Raw genomic sequence first — 16,026 nt, 5'->3', positions numbered from 1 at the left:
ATTACTCCAACGATTGCTCGGGAATTGGGGATTAAACTACTATTATAGGAGGGCTATTTAAAATGGCTATTACACAAGAACGTAAGAACGAACTTATTCAGGAATACCGTACTCATGAAGGTGACACAGGTTCTGCAGATGTACAAATTGCGATCCTTACTGAAGAGATCAACAACCTGAACGAACACCTGCGTACACATAAAAAAGACCACCACTCACGTCGTGGACTTCTTAAAATGGTAGGCCGCCGCCGTAACCTGTTGACTTACTTGCGTAATAACGAAGTATCTCGTTATCGCGAGCTTATCAACAAGCTTGGACTGCGCCGATAAGAATGAATGTGAAAAGCGGGACTTGTCCCGCTTTTTTATTAGCAAAAAAATATGTTGATTTTATTTTATAACGGATCATGTGATAGTAATTGTAAATCCTACATATTGAGCTTGCACAAATAGTGCTTTCATACATGAATTGAGTTTAAATAACTGGAAAAGGTAATTGCGATAATAAGAAAGGGGTTATAGTATGGATCAAGAAAAACAAGTATTCTCCATGGACTGGGCTGGCAGACAATTGTCCGTTGAAGTTGGACAATTTGCTAAGCAGGCAAGTGGAGCAGCGCTTATTCGATACGGGGATACAGTCGTTTTAAGTACAACTGTAGGATCTAAAGAACCAAAGCCTTTAGACTTTTTCCCATTGACCGTTAATTATGAAGAGCGTATGTACTCTGTCGGTAAAATTCCGGGAGGCTTCATCAAACGGGAAGGAAGACCGAGTGAGCGTGCTGTTTTAGCAAGCAGACTCATTGACCGACCAATCCGCCCGCTATTTCCTGACGGGTTTAGAAATGATGTTCAAATCACCAGTATGGTAATGAGTGTGGACCAAAACTGTTCTTCTGAAATGGCTGCTATGTTTGGGTCATCTCTTGCATTAAGCGTTTCTGATATTCCATTTGGCGGTCCAATTGCAGGTGTTACTGTTGGACTAATTAATGGAGAATTCATCATCAACCCAACGATTGACCAGCAAAATGAAAGCCAAATGGAACTGATCGTTGCAGGAACGAAGGATGCGATTAATATGGTTGAAGCCGGGGCATTTGAAATCCCTGAAGAAACCATGTTAGAAGCGATCATGTTTGGCCATGAAGAGATCAAAAAGCTGATTGCTTTCCAGGAAGAGATTGTAGCTGCAGCCGGGAAAGAAAAACGTGAAATTCCCCTTATAGGTCTTGATGAAGAAATCGTTTCACGCGTAGCCCAAATTTCTTCAGAGAAATTAAGTGCAGCAGTACAAACGCAGGAAAAGCAGGCAAGAGATGAAGCAATCTCTGCAGTGAAAAAAGAAGTGCTGGCTGTTTATGAGGAAGAAGAAGCCGAAGAAGGAACGTTAAAAGAAGTAAAAAAAGCACTTGATAAGATGGTAAAAGAAGAAGTCCGCCGTCAAATTACGCAGGATAAAATCCGTCCGGATGGACGTAAGCCCGATCAAATTCGTGCCCTGTCTTCTGAAGTTGGAATTCTTCCAAGAACTCACGGCTCCGGATTATTCACACGCGGACAGACTCAAGCGCTGAGCATTGCAACACTTGGTGCGTTAGGTGATGTTCAAATTATTGATGGACTTGGTATCGAAGAGTCTAAACGCTTTATGCACCATTATAATTTTCCGCTGTTCAGCGTAGGCGAAACCGGCCCTATCAGAGGGCCTGGACGCCGTGAAATTGGACACGGAGCACTTGGCGAACGGGCTTTAGAGAAAGTGCTTCCGGATGAAAAGGATTTTCCTTACACGATCCGTCTAGTTTCAGAAGTTCTTGAATCAAATGGCTCGACTTCCCAGGCGAGTATTTGCGCAAGCACACTAGCAATGATGGATGCCGGTGTTCCTCTTAAAGCCCCTGTAGCAGGTATTGCAATGGGTCTGGTAAAATCAGGTGAAGATTATACCATTTTGACTGACATTCAGGGAATGGAAGATCACTTGGGAGACATGGACTTTAAAGTAGCCGGGACCTCAAAAGGTGTAACTGCTCTTCAAATGGACATTAAAATTGCCGGACTTACCCGTGAGATCCTGGAAGAAGCACTTCTGCAGGCTAAAGAAGGCAGAATGCATATTCTCGATTCAATGCTTGCGACAATTCAGGAGCCTAGAGCTGAGCTTTCAGACTATGCACCAAAAATTATTCAGCTTAGCATCAATCCGGATAAGATTCGCGACGTGATCGGGCCGAGTGGTAAAAATATTAATAAAATCATTGAAGAAACAGGCGTTAAGATTGATATTGAGCAGGATGGAACAGTGTTTATCGCTTCCACCGATTCTGCGATGAATAAGAAAGCCAAAGAAATTATTGAAAATATGGTTCGTGAAGCAGTTGTAGGAGAAGTTTACCTCGGCAAAGTAAAACGAATTGAGAAATTTGGCGCATTCGTAGAAATCTTCAGCGGAAAAGATGGCCTTGTTCATATTTCCGAGCTTCAGGAAGAACGGACCAATAAGGTAGAGGATATACTTTCACTTGGAGACCAGATTGAAGTTAAAGTAACTGAAATCGATAATCAGGGCAGAGTTAACCTTTCCCGTAAAGCTGTTATTCGTGAAAAACGTGAAAAAGAAGAGAAATCAAGCCAGTCTTAATAGTACCATCACCGGTTAAGCAAAAGCTTTAACCGGTTTTTTTGAATGAATTTTCTTATCTGTTAAAAATTAAGCGAAAAACAATGAAATCATCCCATAAACGTAGTAAAATGGGATGTAGGTTTTCAGACGGAAGCAATTGTACCGTCATTGTATATTTAAATAGGAGATGTTTTAATGATTACTCGTCATACTTGCCCAAACGGATTACGTATCGTTTTAGAAAAAATTCCTACTGTCCGTTCAGTAGCAATTGGAGTATGGATCGGTGCAGGTTCTAGATATGAGAATGAAAACAATAATGGGATCTCTCACTTTTTAGAACATATGCTTTTTAAAGGAACAAAAGAACGTTCTGCACGGGAAATTGCTGAAGCGTTCGACAGCATCGGTGGTCAAGTTAATGCTTTTACTTCAAAGGAATATACCTGCTATTATGCAAAGGTGATGGATAACCATAAATCTCATGCACTTGAAGTGTTAGGTGATATGTTTTTTAACTCTGCTTTTGATGAAGGGGAGCTTGAAAAAGAAAAGAACGTTGTTTTAGAGGAAATCAAAATGTATGAGGATACACCGGATGATATCGTGCATGATCTTCTTGGAGAAGCGGTTTACAATACTCATGCATTAGGCTATCCCATTCTTGGGACAGAGGAAACAATTCGGAATTTTGATCAGAAATCATTAAAAAATTATGTACATGACATGTACACACCTGATCAGATTGTTGTTTCTGTTGCGGGAAATGTTGAGGAATCCTTCATAAACGAAATTGAAGCTCTTTTTGGATCTTATCAGTATCCGCAATCCAATAAAATCGAATTAACCAAGCCGGATTTCCATAAGCGTCATTTAATGAAGAAAAAAGAAACTGAACAGGCGCATCTTTGCTTTGGATTTGATGGATTGCCGCTTGGCCATAAAGACAGCTACAGCTTAATCGTCATGAATAACGTTCTTGGCGGCAGCATGTCTTCAAGGCTGTTTCAGGACGTACGTGAAGAGCGGGGGCTTGCCTACTCGGTGTTCTCCTATCATTCAGCCCACCGCGACAGTGGAATGCTGACTGTTTACGCAGGCACCGGTGCAGAACAGCTTGAATCACTTTATGAAACTGTTCAGTCCACTCTAACCTCGTTCAAGGATACCGGCATGACCCCAAAGGAGCTTCTTTATTCCAAGGAGCAATTAAAGGGGAATTTAATGCTTGGGCTTGAAAGTACAAATGCCCGTATGAGCCGAAATGGAAAAAATGAGCTTATGCTTGGCTACCATCGTACAATGGACGAAGTGATTGATCTGATCGACAGCGTTACACTCGATTCTGTTAAAAGAATGGCAGATCAAGTATTGACAGATGAATTTGCTGTATCCTTGATTTCCCCAAATGAAGTAAAACCTAAATCCTTTGCTTAACTAAATTATTCAATTATATAGAAATGTAACAGATCAAAACTCTAAGGTGTGAACTCATCTTAGAGTTTTTTTTTCATACAATTTAGTAAGGAAGGGGTTGAATGAAATGAAATTAAGCGAATTAAGCGGCAAGGAAATTATTCATATTCAGCGTGCAGAGCGGATGGGTGTCTTGGGTGAGACAGACGTGGAATTTGATCCGGTAACGGGAGCTGTAAAGTCTGTGCTTGTGCCGCTTGGCCGCTGGGGAGCTTTTTCAAAAGGCCAGAAGGAATTAGCGATCCCCTGGCAGTCGATCAGGACGATTGGGGATGAAATGATTTTAATTGATCAGGCTGAACATGATCAAGGGTCACAGTCAGCTCAGGTTTTACATACAATAGAACAGAAAGAAGGGCAGATAGAAGAATAGTGAAATGAGTGAGCTAGATGACAGAAACGTCAAGCTTAGAAAGCTGCAATATAGCGATTATTGGTGGAGATGCAAGGCAAAAAGAAATTGCCCACCACTGCCAGATGCATGGAGCAAATTTAATGGTGGTAGGGTTTGATCAGCTTGCCTTAACAGAACCCGGCTTTACAAAAATGGAAAGTCATGAACTACCTTATGAAGAGCTGGATGCCATTGTTTTTCCCGTTAGTGGTGTCGGGGAAGAAGGTGCCGTCCGCTCTTCGTTTTCAAGTAAACCATTGACGCTGGACCTTGATCTGTTTCGTAGGCTAAACCCTACATGCAAGCTTTTTTCAGGGATTCAAACTCCATGGCTGGACAGCTTGAATAGACCGGTAGTGTATTTAATGGAGGAAGATCAAATTGCAATTCAAAATTCAATACCGACTGCTGAGGGAGTGATCTGGCTGCTGTTGCAGCATACGGACCATACCATACACGGATCCACTATTCTTGTAACAGGGTTTGGCAGAATAGGGATTACAATTGCCAGTCGTTTGAAAGCACTAGGGGCTAAAGTTTTTGGAGGAACTGCAGACAGTGGTGAAAAAGCAAGAATGCTCGAGATGGGTATTGAGCCGGTTGACTTAAGTAAAATAGATAAAAAGCTTCATCAATGCGATGCGTGGGTTAACACTATTCCTTCAGATAAGGTGTTTCCATTAGAAGTAATCAGCAAGGTATCCCACACTTGCATCGTTATTGAGCTTGCTTCCGGTCCAAAAGCTATTGATCAATCAATCGCTGATTCCATTGGGCTGCGTTACATTGATGCTCCCAGCCTGCCGGGTATTATCGCTCCGAAAACAGCAGGTTTAATTTTGGCTTCTGCTATTATCGAGCGCCTAAGTCTTGAATAAACCATATTCATTAGGAGGACAATCATGACACTTAAAGGAAAAAGAATTGGTTTTGGGCTGACGGGCTCTCATTGTACCTATCATGAGGTATTTCCGGAGATTGAGAAACTGATTGCCCTTGGAGCGGAAGTTCAGCCAGTAGTCAGCTATACGATGCAAACGACAGATACCCGCTTTGGGGAAGGGGAAGAATGGATTAAAAAAATCGAAGAAGCTACCGGTCTAAAGAGCATTCGGACAATCGTCGACGCAGAACCGCTTGGTCCTAAAATTCCGCTGGACTGCATGGTTATCGCCCCATTAACCGGGAATTCATTAAGCAAGTTTGCAAATGCTTTAACTGATTCACCGGTTTTAATGGCTGCAAAAGCTACTCTGCGCAACGGCAAGCCGGTTGTAGTGGGTATTTCTACAAACGACGGGCTCGGTTTAAATGGTGTCAATATTATGAGGCTTATGGCAGCAAAGAATATTTATTTTGTTCCTTACGGTCAGGACGATCCTATTAAAAAACCTAATTCTCTTGTTGCCCATATGGAGCATATTGCTGAAACAATCGAGCATGCACTTGAAGGCAGGCAGGTGCAGCCTGTACTCAAAAGTGCGCCGCTAAAGTAAAAGAGATTGAGTATAGTAGACAAAAAGTGATACAATGTATTTTACGAAAACATACATTGGTGCTTTATTAGTCTAATGCGGCAATGGATACAAGCAGGAAGGGGATTTTCCGTGAAAAGTAAGGGATATCATGTAGCAATCGTAGGAGCAACAGGTGCAGTTGGTACACAAATGCTGTCGATATTAGAACAGCGCCAATTTCCAATAGAGAAATTAACATTACTATCCTCTGCAAGATCAGCAGGTCAGACACTTCGCTATAATGATCAGGACATAACAATTCAGGAAGCAACACCTGATAAATTTCAAGGGGTGGACATCGCCCTGTTTTCAGCAGGAGGAAGTATCTCTAAAAAGCTTGCTCCAGCTGCAGTTGAACATGGGGCAATTGTTATTGATAACACAAGCGCATTTAGAATGGACGAAGGAATTCCACTCGTTGTTCCTGAGGTCAATGAAAAGGATCTGCATGATCATAATGGGATTATCGCAAATCCTAACTGTTCCACAATCCAAATGGTCGTCGCACTTGAACCGATCCGTCAGGCTTTAGGTCTTAAGAAGGTTGTTGTATCAACCTATCAGGCAGTTTCTGGTGCCGGCAAAAACGCCATAGATGAAATGAAGGAGCAGTCTCAGTCTATCTTAAATAATGAGGAGCCAAAGGCACAAATACTGCCGGTTAAATCTGCTGAACGCCATTTTCCGATCGCGTTTAATGCAGTGCCTCAAATAGATGTGTTTGATGAAAATGGCTATACGTTTGAAGAAATGAAAATGATTAATGAAACCAAAAAAATTATGCATATGCCAGAATTAAAGGTTGCAGCTACATGCGTAAGACTGCCGGTTGAAACTGGTCATTCAGAATCTGTCTACATCGAAGTGGAGAAGGAAGGAAAAACAGTTTCGGATATTCATAATCTGCTTGAAAAAGCCCCAGGAATTGTGCTTCAGGACTCTCCGCAGGATCAGCTTTACCCAATGCCGAGCACGGCAGCAGGCAAGCTTGAGGTGTTTGTAGGCAGGGTGCGTCAGGATTTAGATGAAAAAAATGGATATCATATGTGGATCGTTTCAGACAATCTGTTAAAGGGTGCAGCGTGGAATTCTGTCCAAATTGCTGAAAGCTTAATTAAACTAGAACTCGTCTAATTGATTTATTCCTTCCGCTGCAAGAAAGCGAGGAGTTCTGCTTTGAGTATAATCGTACAAAAATTTGGAGGCAGCTCATTAACATCTTCTTCGCTTAGGGAACAGGCGGTCGTGCATGTTCAAAAAGCAGTTGAAAAAGGTAAAAAATCGATTGTTGTTGTTTCCGCTCAGGGCCGTTTTGGAGATCCTTATGCTACGGATACACTTCTATCGCTTATTAAGGAAAAAGGGGAAGCCATTATTCCGTATGAGCAGCAGGCGTTGTTATTAACCTGCGGCGAGGTGATCTCGGCAGTTGTTTTTTCACACGAACTGGCAAAGGCGGGCATTCCCTGCCAGGTAATGACCGGCAGGGAAGCCCAAATTATTACAGATGACCACTATCGTCACGCAGCCATTACAAAGGTGAGCGGCGATCCGTTTATTAAAGCCTTTAAAGAGGTGGATGTTGTCGTTGTCACCGGGTTTCAGGGAGTAACAAAGCACGGAAAAGTTACTACCCTTGGAAGAGGCGGAAGCGATACTACAGCATCCGCTTTGGCCTGCAGTGTTAAAGCAGATGCATGCTATATTTATACCGATGTGGAAGGGGTAATGAGCGGAGACCCGACAATCGTTGATGAACCGACTACTCTTTTATCTATTACCTATGATGAAGCTAGTCATATCGCTTATCAGGGAGCAAAGGTGATTCACCCTAATGCAGTGGAATGGGCGAAGCGATACCGAATTCCCTTGTGGGTCGGTCCATTAGCAGGCAATAAAGGAACATGGGTGGGTAAACAAAACTCCCGTCATTCACAAAATGTTATTCAGTCCATATCGGCAATAAAAAAACTTGCACAAATTCGTGTTTCAGCTTTTGATTATGATAGAATCTTTCAAATGGTTGCCCAGCAGGAAATCAGCATTGACCTGATATCGATTCATCCGCATGAAGTGCGGTTTACGATAGAAGAGAAAAATGTAAAATATGTAAAAACACTGCTCGAGGAGCAGGGCTTTCACCCTGAAGTCATCGAGCATGTGGCGAAAATTGCTTTAATCGGTGAAGGAATGAAAGGTAAACCCGGAATCACTTCTACTATTGTAACGACTCTTGCCCAGGAAAAAATACGGATTCTGCAAACAGCTGACAGCCACATGACCTTTTGGGTCCTTGTTGATGAACAATATGCTGACCAGGCACAAAAGCGCTTGCATGAACAATTTATCTTACCATCATTAACTACAAGCTTACAGGAGTGAACGAAATGAATTTTGGACGTGTTTCAACCGCAATGGCGACGCCTTTTACTCAACAGGGCGCTATTGATTTTGAGCAGACAACGAAGCTGATTAATTATTTATTGGACAATGGAACTGAATCCCTTGTCATTGCAGGGACAACAGGAGAATCTCCTACACTTAGCAGCCAGGAAAAGATTGATTTAATTAAACACACTGTAAACGCAGTAAACGGAAGAGTGCCTGTTATCGCCGGTACGGGGAGCAATAATACAGAAGGCTCAATCGAATTATCTAAAAAAGCAGTGGAAGCCGGGGCTGACGCTATTATGCTTGTTGCCCCTTATTACAGCAAACCAAGTCAGGAAGGACTGTATCAGCATTTCGCTGCCATCGCAGAAGAAGTCGATGTTCCGGTTATGATCTATAATATTCCGGGAAGATCTGCTGTTAATATTCTTCCTGAAACCATTATACGCTTATCGTTAATTGATAATATTACAGCAGTTAAAGAAGCAAGCGGCAGCCTCGATCAAATGACTGAGATTCTGTCAAACGTTAAGAAGGATTTCCTTGTGTACAGCGGTGATGACGGCTTAACACTTCCCCTGCTCGCCATCGGCGGCCACGGTGTAGTTTCAGTAGCCTCCCATGTAGCAGGAAATGAAATGCAGCGGATGATTACCGCGTTTGAAGAAGGAAGATTCCAGGAGGCAGCTTTTATGCATCAGCAGCTACTTCCGGTTATCAGAGCTCTTTTTGCCCAGCCCAGCCCGGGTCCTGTTAAGGTTGCTCTTTCAGACCAGGGAATTGACTGCGGGAGTTTGAGGCTGCCTTTAGTTCCTTTAGTCGAGGCAGAGAAAGAAAGTCTTCGTGCAGTTCTTGAACATTTTAGCCAACAAGTAAATCAAACGAAATAATAAGAATCATCTGGGTGTTCTTTGTACTCAGATGATTTCTATTTTTACATAATGAAAAAATACGAACAATAAGAGTATCACACCCTTATACTTAGTGTACACTGACAATTAACGTGTACAGTTTGAATTTGATCGAGTATAATGAACACAACTGTTTAAAGAACGGGAAAAAGACATATAGGAGGAAATGGGATTGTCTAAAGTAATAAACGAAAAAATAAGAATCATCCCACTCGGCGGAGTAGGAGAAATTGGCAAGAATATGTATGTAATTGAAATTGATGAAGATTTATTTATTATTGATTCAGGACTAATGTTCCCTGAAGAAGAAATGTATGGTATTGATATTGTTATTCCGGATTTTAATTATATAGAGGCTAATAAAGATAAAGTAAAAGGGATCTTTTTAACACACGGACATGACGATGCAATCGGATCGCTTCCGTATCTTCTTGAAAAAGTGAAAGCCCCTGTATACGGCTCAAAGCTGACTGTAGCTCTTGCTAAAGCCGGGTTAAAAGATTATGGATTTAAAGAACGTGTTAAGTTTTTTGTTGTGCATGAAAAAAGCAATATGAAATTTGATACTGTTAATGTGACGTTCTTCCAGACGACTCACAGCATCCCTGATTCACTTGGAATTGCCATTCATACTTCCGAAGGTGCAATCGTCCATACAGGAGAGTTTAAATTTGATCAATCTGCAAGGGGCGGATATGCATCTAATATTGGCAAGATGGCCAAGCTTGGTGAAAAGGGAGTTTTCGCGCTGCTTTCTGACAGTACAGAAGCGGAAAGACCAGGGCATACCCTTTCAGAAACAGTAGTTGAAAACCATGTAGCATCAAGCTTTAATAAAGCTAAAGGCAGAATTATTGTTACATGTTATGCTTCAAATCTCATTCGTATACAGCAGGTTTTTGATGTCGCTCACCGCACAGGAAGAAAAGTAGCCGTAATTGGCGAGGCAGTAGAAAAGGTTGTTAATGTTGCTTCCCGTCTTGAGCATCTTACGTATGAGGAAGATACACGAATCGATCCTAACGAAATTAATAAATACAATAATGATGAAATTGTTATTATTCTTTCAGGAACACATGATGAGCCTTTTAAGGTAATGGAAAGTATGGCAAATCAGACCCATCAAGTTGTAAATATTCAGGAAGGAGATACGGTGCTTATTACCTTTACTCCATCTCCTGGTATGGAAGTTTATTTATATCGCTCCGTAAACGAGCTGACTAGAGCAGGAGCGAATGTTTTAACCTCCAGTAAAAACGTTCATGTCTCCGGACACGGAAGCCAGGAAGACCTTAAGATGATGATAAATCTGATGAAGCCAAGATACTTCATTCCAATTCAGGGTGAATACAGACATCTTATTACCCATGCAAGAATTGCTGAAGAAACCAGCGTACCCCGCTCTAATATTTTTATTGCCGATAAAGGCGATATTGTTGAATATACCAGTGGAAAAATGAAGATGAGCGGCCGTGTCCAGACCGGAAATGTCCTGATTGACGGCAAAGGTGTTGGAGATGTTGGAAACATCGTACTACGGGACCGCAGACTTTTATCTCAGGATGGGGTATTACTGGTTGTTGTGACGTTAAACAAAAAAACAAAATCAATTGCAGCCGGACCGGAAGTAATTTCCCGTGGTTTCGTCTATGTTCGTGAATCGGAAAAGCTTATGGATGAGTCAACAACACTTGTCCGTAATATTGTAGAAAAAAATGTTGAAAACCGTACCTTTGACTGGTCAAGCATTAAACAGGAGATTCGTGATTCACTTAATCACCTTCTTTATACAAAAACGAAAAGAAGACCGATGATTTTACCAATCATAATGGAGGTTTGACCAACAGACTGAGGTCGCCGTTTATCTTAAGAGCAAAGCAGGCAGGCATCATTTGTCTGCTTTCTTTTTCAATTACACGATAGTGGGTGATTATGTGGCAGCAACAAAGCCAAAAGCGTCTGCTAAACAAAAGCGGGCGCCATCAAAAAAAAGAAAATCTAAAAAACAAACAACTCCATTGGCTTATGAGATTGCAGGAATTGGATTTATCGCACTTTCATTAATCACCATTTTTCAATTGGGACCTGTAGGCAGGGCATTGACCACTGTTTCCACCTATTTGGTTGGAAACTTTCAGCTTCTTTTGCCGGTTTCAGTTATCGCTATTTCCCTTTACTTAGTTATTTATCGGACACTGCCTGATTTAACACATAGGGTGGCAGTTGGAATCTTTTTAATTCTAGGAAGTATTTTTCTTTTTTCCCATGTCCTGTTTTTTGACCAGCTTGCAGAAGAGGGACTCCTGCAATCGTCAAGTGCCTTCAGGGAAACACATCAAGAATTAATAAAGAGTGAAACGACAAATGTAGGGGCGGGTATGACCGGTGCGCTGCTATATGCTGTTTTTCATTTTCTGTTTGCCTCAACGGGCTCTAAAATAGCTGCTATTGCCTTACTGATGGCTGGTATCATTTTAATGTCCGGGAGATCGCTTGGGTCTGTTATCAAAGCAGTTGTTACGTATATAGCTACATGGTTCAAAGATACGTGGCTCGCCTTAAAAGAGGAACTGCAGGATAAAAGAGATCAGAAGAAAGAACAGAAAAAAGCTGAACAAATTGCCAGAAGAAGCGGAAAACAGCAAGCGGCTGCCATAGATCCGGACCAAACCTCAGAAGGGGATGAAAAGGATGAACTTATTCTTCCTCGGGAAGATGATTCCTTTGAGCCGCTTATTTCAAGTTTTGCTGAAAAAGTAACGCATGAAGAGCCTAAAAAGCCCGAGCCTGAAGCTCCTCAAAAAGAAGAGCAGGAAATCGATATTGATAAGCTTGCAGACGCAGCAGCCGGAGTTGTGGAAGTGGAGAATAAGGATTATATCCTTCCTAAAATGGATATCCTTTCTCTCCCTCCGCATGCCGATCAAAGCAATGAATATAAAGCCATTCAAAAAAATGCTTCGAAGCTTGAAAAAACCTTTCAAAGTTTTGGTGTAAGAGCAAAGGTTACACAGGTCCATCTCGGCCCTGCCGTTACCAAGTATGAAGTGCATCCTGATGTAGGTGTTAAGGTCAGCAAAATTGTAAATCTAAATGATGACCTGGCACTCGCACTCGCCGCAAAGGATATTAGAATTGAAGCACCTATACCAGGGAAATCAGCTATAGGGATTGAAGTGCCGAATTCTGAAGTAGCTATGGTTTCGTTGAGGGAAGTACTTGAAGCGCAAAGCAAAGACCGTGATTCTGCTAAATTGCTGATTGGACTTGGTCGGGATATAACCGGTGAGGCAGTCGTTGCAGAATTAAATAAAATGCCGCATTTATTAGTGGCAGGGGCGACAGGAAGCGGAAAGAGTGTATGCATTAACGGCATTATTATTTCGATTTTAATGCGGACAAAGCCACACGAAGTCAAGCTGATGATGATTGACCCTAAAATGGTGGAGCTGAATGTTTATAACGGGGTGCCGCATTTACTTGCACCGGTTGTAACCGATCCTAAAAAGGCGTCTCAGGCGTTGAAAAAAGTAGTGAGCGAGATGGAGCGGAGATATGATCTTTTCTCTCATACAGGCACTAGAAATATTGAAGGATACAATGATCATGTCAAACGATTCAATGATAAAAATGAAGAGAAGCAGCCTCTGCTGCCCTATATTGTCGTCATTGTAGACGAGCTGGCAGACCTTATGATGGTGGCTTCTAATGATGTCGAGGATGCTATTACACGGCTTGCCCAAATGGCAAGAGCAGCAGGTATCCATTTAATTATTGCCACTCAGCGTCCATCAGTAGATGTCATTACAGGCGTGATTAAAGCAAATATTCCTTCAAGAATTGCGTTTGCAGTGTCTTCCCAGATCGATTCTAGAACCATTCTGGACTCAGGCGGAGCTGAAAAGCTTTTAGGACGGGGAGATATGTTGTTTATGCCAATTGGTGCAAATAAACCTGTCAGGGTTCAGGGTGCTTTCTTAAGTGATCAGGAAGTAGAAGAGGTTGTGAACTTTGTTATTGAACAGCAGAAAGCCCAATACCAGGAAGAGATGATTCCTGAGGATATCCCGGAAAAGTCGGTAAATGAAGTAGAAGATGAATTATACGATGAGGCAGTATCTTTAATTATTGAAATGCAAACCGCTTCAGTTTCGATGCTTCAGAGAAGATTTAGAGTAGGCTATACTAGAGCTGCAAGATTAATTGATGCAATGGAGGATAGAGGCGTAGTAGGTCCCTATGAAGGGAGTAAACCGCGGGCTGTTCTTGTTTCAAGACAGCCGGAAGATTCCGGCAGCCAAATGTAATCGATTAAATTAACAGGATAGAAATAATGAAACGAGCCTGGGACATAATACTAATTTTAGAATTGGATAAAGGAGGTTGAGACATTTGTCTCAACCTCTTTTTTTATAGGAGAGAAAGTTAGACATTCGAGGTCTGACCTATATACAAGTTATCAACAATTGAGTTATACTATTGGTATCGCTTTCAAAAAAGAATATTGAGAATTATTAATTAGGAAAAAGTAAAATATTATCCTTTTTATAGGTAATGTAAGGGTTTTCTTTAATGAAAAACGAGGTTTACTGTCATATTTTTAATATTTCTGTAACTGCAACGAAAGAATTATCGACAAAAATCTACAAAACTATTCCTTTTCATTTCGAAAAGTGTTATAGTATTTTCGATTAGTAGGAATGAAATACATCAGATGTCTGATGTCTTAAAAGAGTGTGGTGGTGGTTCCGTTTATGACAATCAAGACAGATAATAGACACCTTTATCTCCAGGTGATCGATCGTCTTAAAAAAGATATCGATAAGGGAGTTTACAAAGAAAAAGAACGTCTCCCTTCTGAATTTGAACTTTCTCGCCAATTAGGAATAAGCAGAGCGACTCTTAGAGAAGCACTGCGAATTCTCGAGGAAGAGAATCGAATTGTCAGACGCCATGGAGTAGGCACCTTTGTCAACGCTAAGCCGCTATTCACTTCTGGGATTGAACAGTTGTACAGCGTAACGGAAATGATCAAAAAGGCTGGCATGGAACCGGGTACTGTCTTTCTCAGCTCAACTAACCAGGGACCGACAAATGAGGATTTATCGCGCTTTTCCTGCGCGCCTGATGATGAATTGACTGTTATCGAGCGTGTCAGAACGGCAAATGGAGACCCTGTGGTGTACTGTGTGGATAAAGTTCCTGCGGCTTTAATGCCTGCATCCTTTACCCATGAAGATGGCTCGATGTTTTCTTTGTTGGAGGAGAATGGGAATTTTTATATTTCCCATGCTGTAACCAGTATTGAACCTGTTGGCTATCATGAGAAAGTATCACCTATTCTTGAGTGTGAGCCTGAGACAGCATTGCTCGTTTTAAAACAGCTTCATTATGATGACAAGGATCAGCCAATTCTGTATTCCGTCAATTATTTCAGGGCAGACAGATTCAATTTTCATGTAGTACGAAAACGTGTGTAATACAAATTGAGCATTCCTACTAATACACGAAAATCATTTTGGGGGGTAACTGTAAGTGAAAAAGCGTAAATTTGGTTTAGCTCTATCCATGGTTCTTGCAGCAGGTACAATTCTTGGAGCATGTGGCAGTGACGACAATGAGTCATCCGACGGTTCAAGCGGAGGCGGGGATGACGCTGCTTCAAATGATTTTACAGTTTCAATGGTAACCGATACTGGTGGAGTTGATGATAAATCTTTTAACCAGTCAGCCTGGGAAGGTCTTCAGGCTTTTGGCGAAGAGTACGACCTTGAAGAAGGAACAAATGGATACAACTATTTCCAATCAAATAATGACGCAGACTACGTAACAAACTTTAACACTGCAGCTCGAAGTGAATTTGATCTTGTATTTGGAATTGGATTCCTATTAACAGAGGCTATTGGGCAAGTAGCAGCACAGCAAACTGATACAAATTTTGCCATTGTAGATGACGTAGCAGAAGGCGACAACGTTGCTTCTATTACATTTAAAGAGCACGAAGGCTCTTTCCTGGTTGGTGTTGTAGCAGGACTAACGACAGAGTCCAATAAAATTGGCTTTATCGGCGGAGTTGAGTCTGATCTTATTAATAAATTTGCAGCGGGCTTCCAAGCGGGTGTTGAAGCTGTAAACCCGGATGCACAAATAGATATTCAATTCTCAGGTGACTTCAATAATGCTTCCCGCGGTCAGCAAATGGCTGCTGCTATGTACGGTTCCGGCACAGATGTAATTTATCATGCTGCAGGCGGTACAGGCAACGGAGTATTCACTGAAGCGAAAAACCTTAAACAGCAGGATCCGGATCGCCAGGTTTGGGTAATTGGGGTTGACCGTGACCAGGCTGAAGAAGGCGCACTGACTGCAAACGGAGAAGAGTACAACGTAACATTAACTTCAATGGTTAAACGTGTGGATATCGCTGTTCAGGATATTTCTAAACGTGCAATGGATGGAGACTTCCCTGGCGGTGAAGTGATTGAATACGGAATTGAAGAAGGCGGTATTTCAATTGCTGAAACACAGGATAACCTGACACAGGAAATTCTTGACGAAGTAGAAAACTACAAGCAGCAAATTCTTGATGGTGAAATTGAAGTTCCTTCAACACGTTAATAATAAAATTTCATATGGGGAATGGAAGGCCGGTTGATCCGGCCTGAAATTCTCTCTTTTTTTTGGTCAATAATTACTTTTAATTAAA

At 41.7% G+C, this 16,026-nt stretch carries 13 protein-coding genes; all 13 read left to right on the top strand.

Annotated elements, in window-relative coordinates; translation table 11 throughout:
- Positions 1–62 precede the first annotated feature (62 nt).
- The 13 genes from rpsO to C4B60_RS01095 all read left to right on the top strand — a co-directional run bounded on the left by rpsO (position 63) and on the right by C4B60_RS01095 (position 15,938).
- Complete coding sequence (rpsO, locus tag C4B60_RS01155) at positions 63–332, top strand: 30S ribosomal protein S15 (protein WP_104055889.1); 270 nt, start codon at positions 63–65, stop codon at positions 330–332.
- 193 nt (positions 333–525) lie between these two features.
- Complete coding sequence (gene pnp, locus C4B60_RS01150) at positions 526–2,649, top strand: polyribonucleotide nucleotidyltransferase (protein WP_104055887.1); 2,124 nt, start codon at positions 526–528, stop codon at positions 2,647–2,649.
- Between the two features lie 177 nt (positions 2,650–2,826).
- The gene (locus C4B60_RS01145; protein ID WP_104055885.1) at positions 2,827–4,068 is read left to right on the top strand and encodes a M16 family metallopeptidase; all 1,242 of its coding nucleotides are present in this window, start codon (positions 2,827–2,829) and stop codon (positions 4,066–4,068) included.
- Between the two features lie 106 nt (positions 4,069–4,174).
- Complete coding sequence (locus C4B60_RS01140) at positions 4,175–4,480, top strand: YlmC/YmxH family sporulation protein (protein ID WP_104055883.1); 306 nt, start codon at positions 4,175–4,177, stop codon at positions 4,478–4,480.
- Between the two features lie 17 nt (positions 4,481–4,497).
- Positions 4,498–5,379, top strand: a complete 882-nt coding sequence (dpsA, locus tag C4B60_RS01135) for a dipicolinate synthase subunit DpsA (protein WP_104055880.1) — start codon at positions 4,498–4,500, stop codon at positions 5,377–5,379.
- Between the two features lie 24 nt (positions 5,380–5,403).
- The gene (locus C4B60_RS01130; protein ID WP_104055878.1) at positions 5,404–5,997 is read left to right on the top strand and encodes a dipicolinate synthase subunit B; all 594 of its coding nucleotides are present in this window, start codon (positions 5,404–5,406) and stop codon (positions 5,995–5,997) included.
- Between the two features lie 75 nt (positions 5,998–6,072).
- A complete protein-coding gene (locus C4B60_RS01125; protein ID WP_104055876.1) occupies positions 6,073–7,152 on the top strand; it encodes an aspartate-semialdehyde dehydrogenase in 1,080 nt (359 codons plus the stop codon).
- A 42-nt stretch (positions 7,153–7,194) separates the two neighbouring features.
- Positions 7,195–8,400 carry an aspartate kinase gene (locus C4B60_RS01120; protein ID WP_167578546.1) on the top strand — a complete coding sequence of 402 codons (1,206 nt, stop codon included), beginning with the start codon at positions 7,195–7,197 and terminating at the stop codon, positions 8,398–8,400.
- Between the two features lie 5 nt (positions 8,401–8,405).
- On the top strand, positions 8,406–9,299 hold the full coding sequence (dapA, locus tag C4B60_RS01115) for a 4-hydroxy-tetrahydrodipicolinate synthase (RefSeq protein WP_104055872.1): 894 nt from the start codon (positions 8,406–8,408) through the stop codon (positions 9,297–9,299).
- 193 nt (positions 9,300–9,492) lie between these two features.
- A complete protein-coding gene (locus C4B60_RS01110; RefSeq protein ID WP_104055870.1) occupies positions 9,493–11,160 on the top strand; it encodes a ribonuclease J in 1,668 nt (555 codons plus the stop codon).
- Positions 11,161–11,254: 94 nt separating this feature from the next.
- Positions 11,255–13,627: an FtsK/SpoIIIE family DNA translocase gene (locus C4B60_RS01105; RefSeq protein ID WP_104056626.1), complete on the top strand. Its 2,373-nt coding sequence runs from the start codon at positions 11,255–11,257 to the stop codon at positions 13,625–13,627.
- Positions 13,628–14,074: 447 nt separating this feature from the next.
- Complete coding sequence (locus C4B60_RS01100; protein WP_104055868.1) at positions 14,075–14,800, top strand: GntR family transcriptional regulator; 726 nt, start codon at positions 14,075–14,077, stop codon at positions 14,798–14,800.
- Between the two features lie 55 nt (positions 14,801–14,855).
- Complete coding sequence (locus tag C4B60_RS01095) at positions 14,856–15,938, top strand: BMP family lipoprotein (RefSeq protein WP_104055866.1); 1,083 nt, start codon at positions 14,856–14,858, stop codon at positions 15,936–15,938.
- The last annotated feature ends 88 nt before the right edge of the window (positions 15,939–16,026 follow it).

It is taken from the genome of Jeotgalibacillus proteolyticus, assembly GCF_002926065.1.
GTDB lineage: Bacteria > Bacillota > Bacilli > Bacillales > Jeotgalibacillaceae > Jeotgalibacillus > Jeotgalibacillus proteolyticus.
Note: the sequence above shows the minus strand (reverse complement) of the source record. Positions and strands in the feature narration are given on the sequence as shown.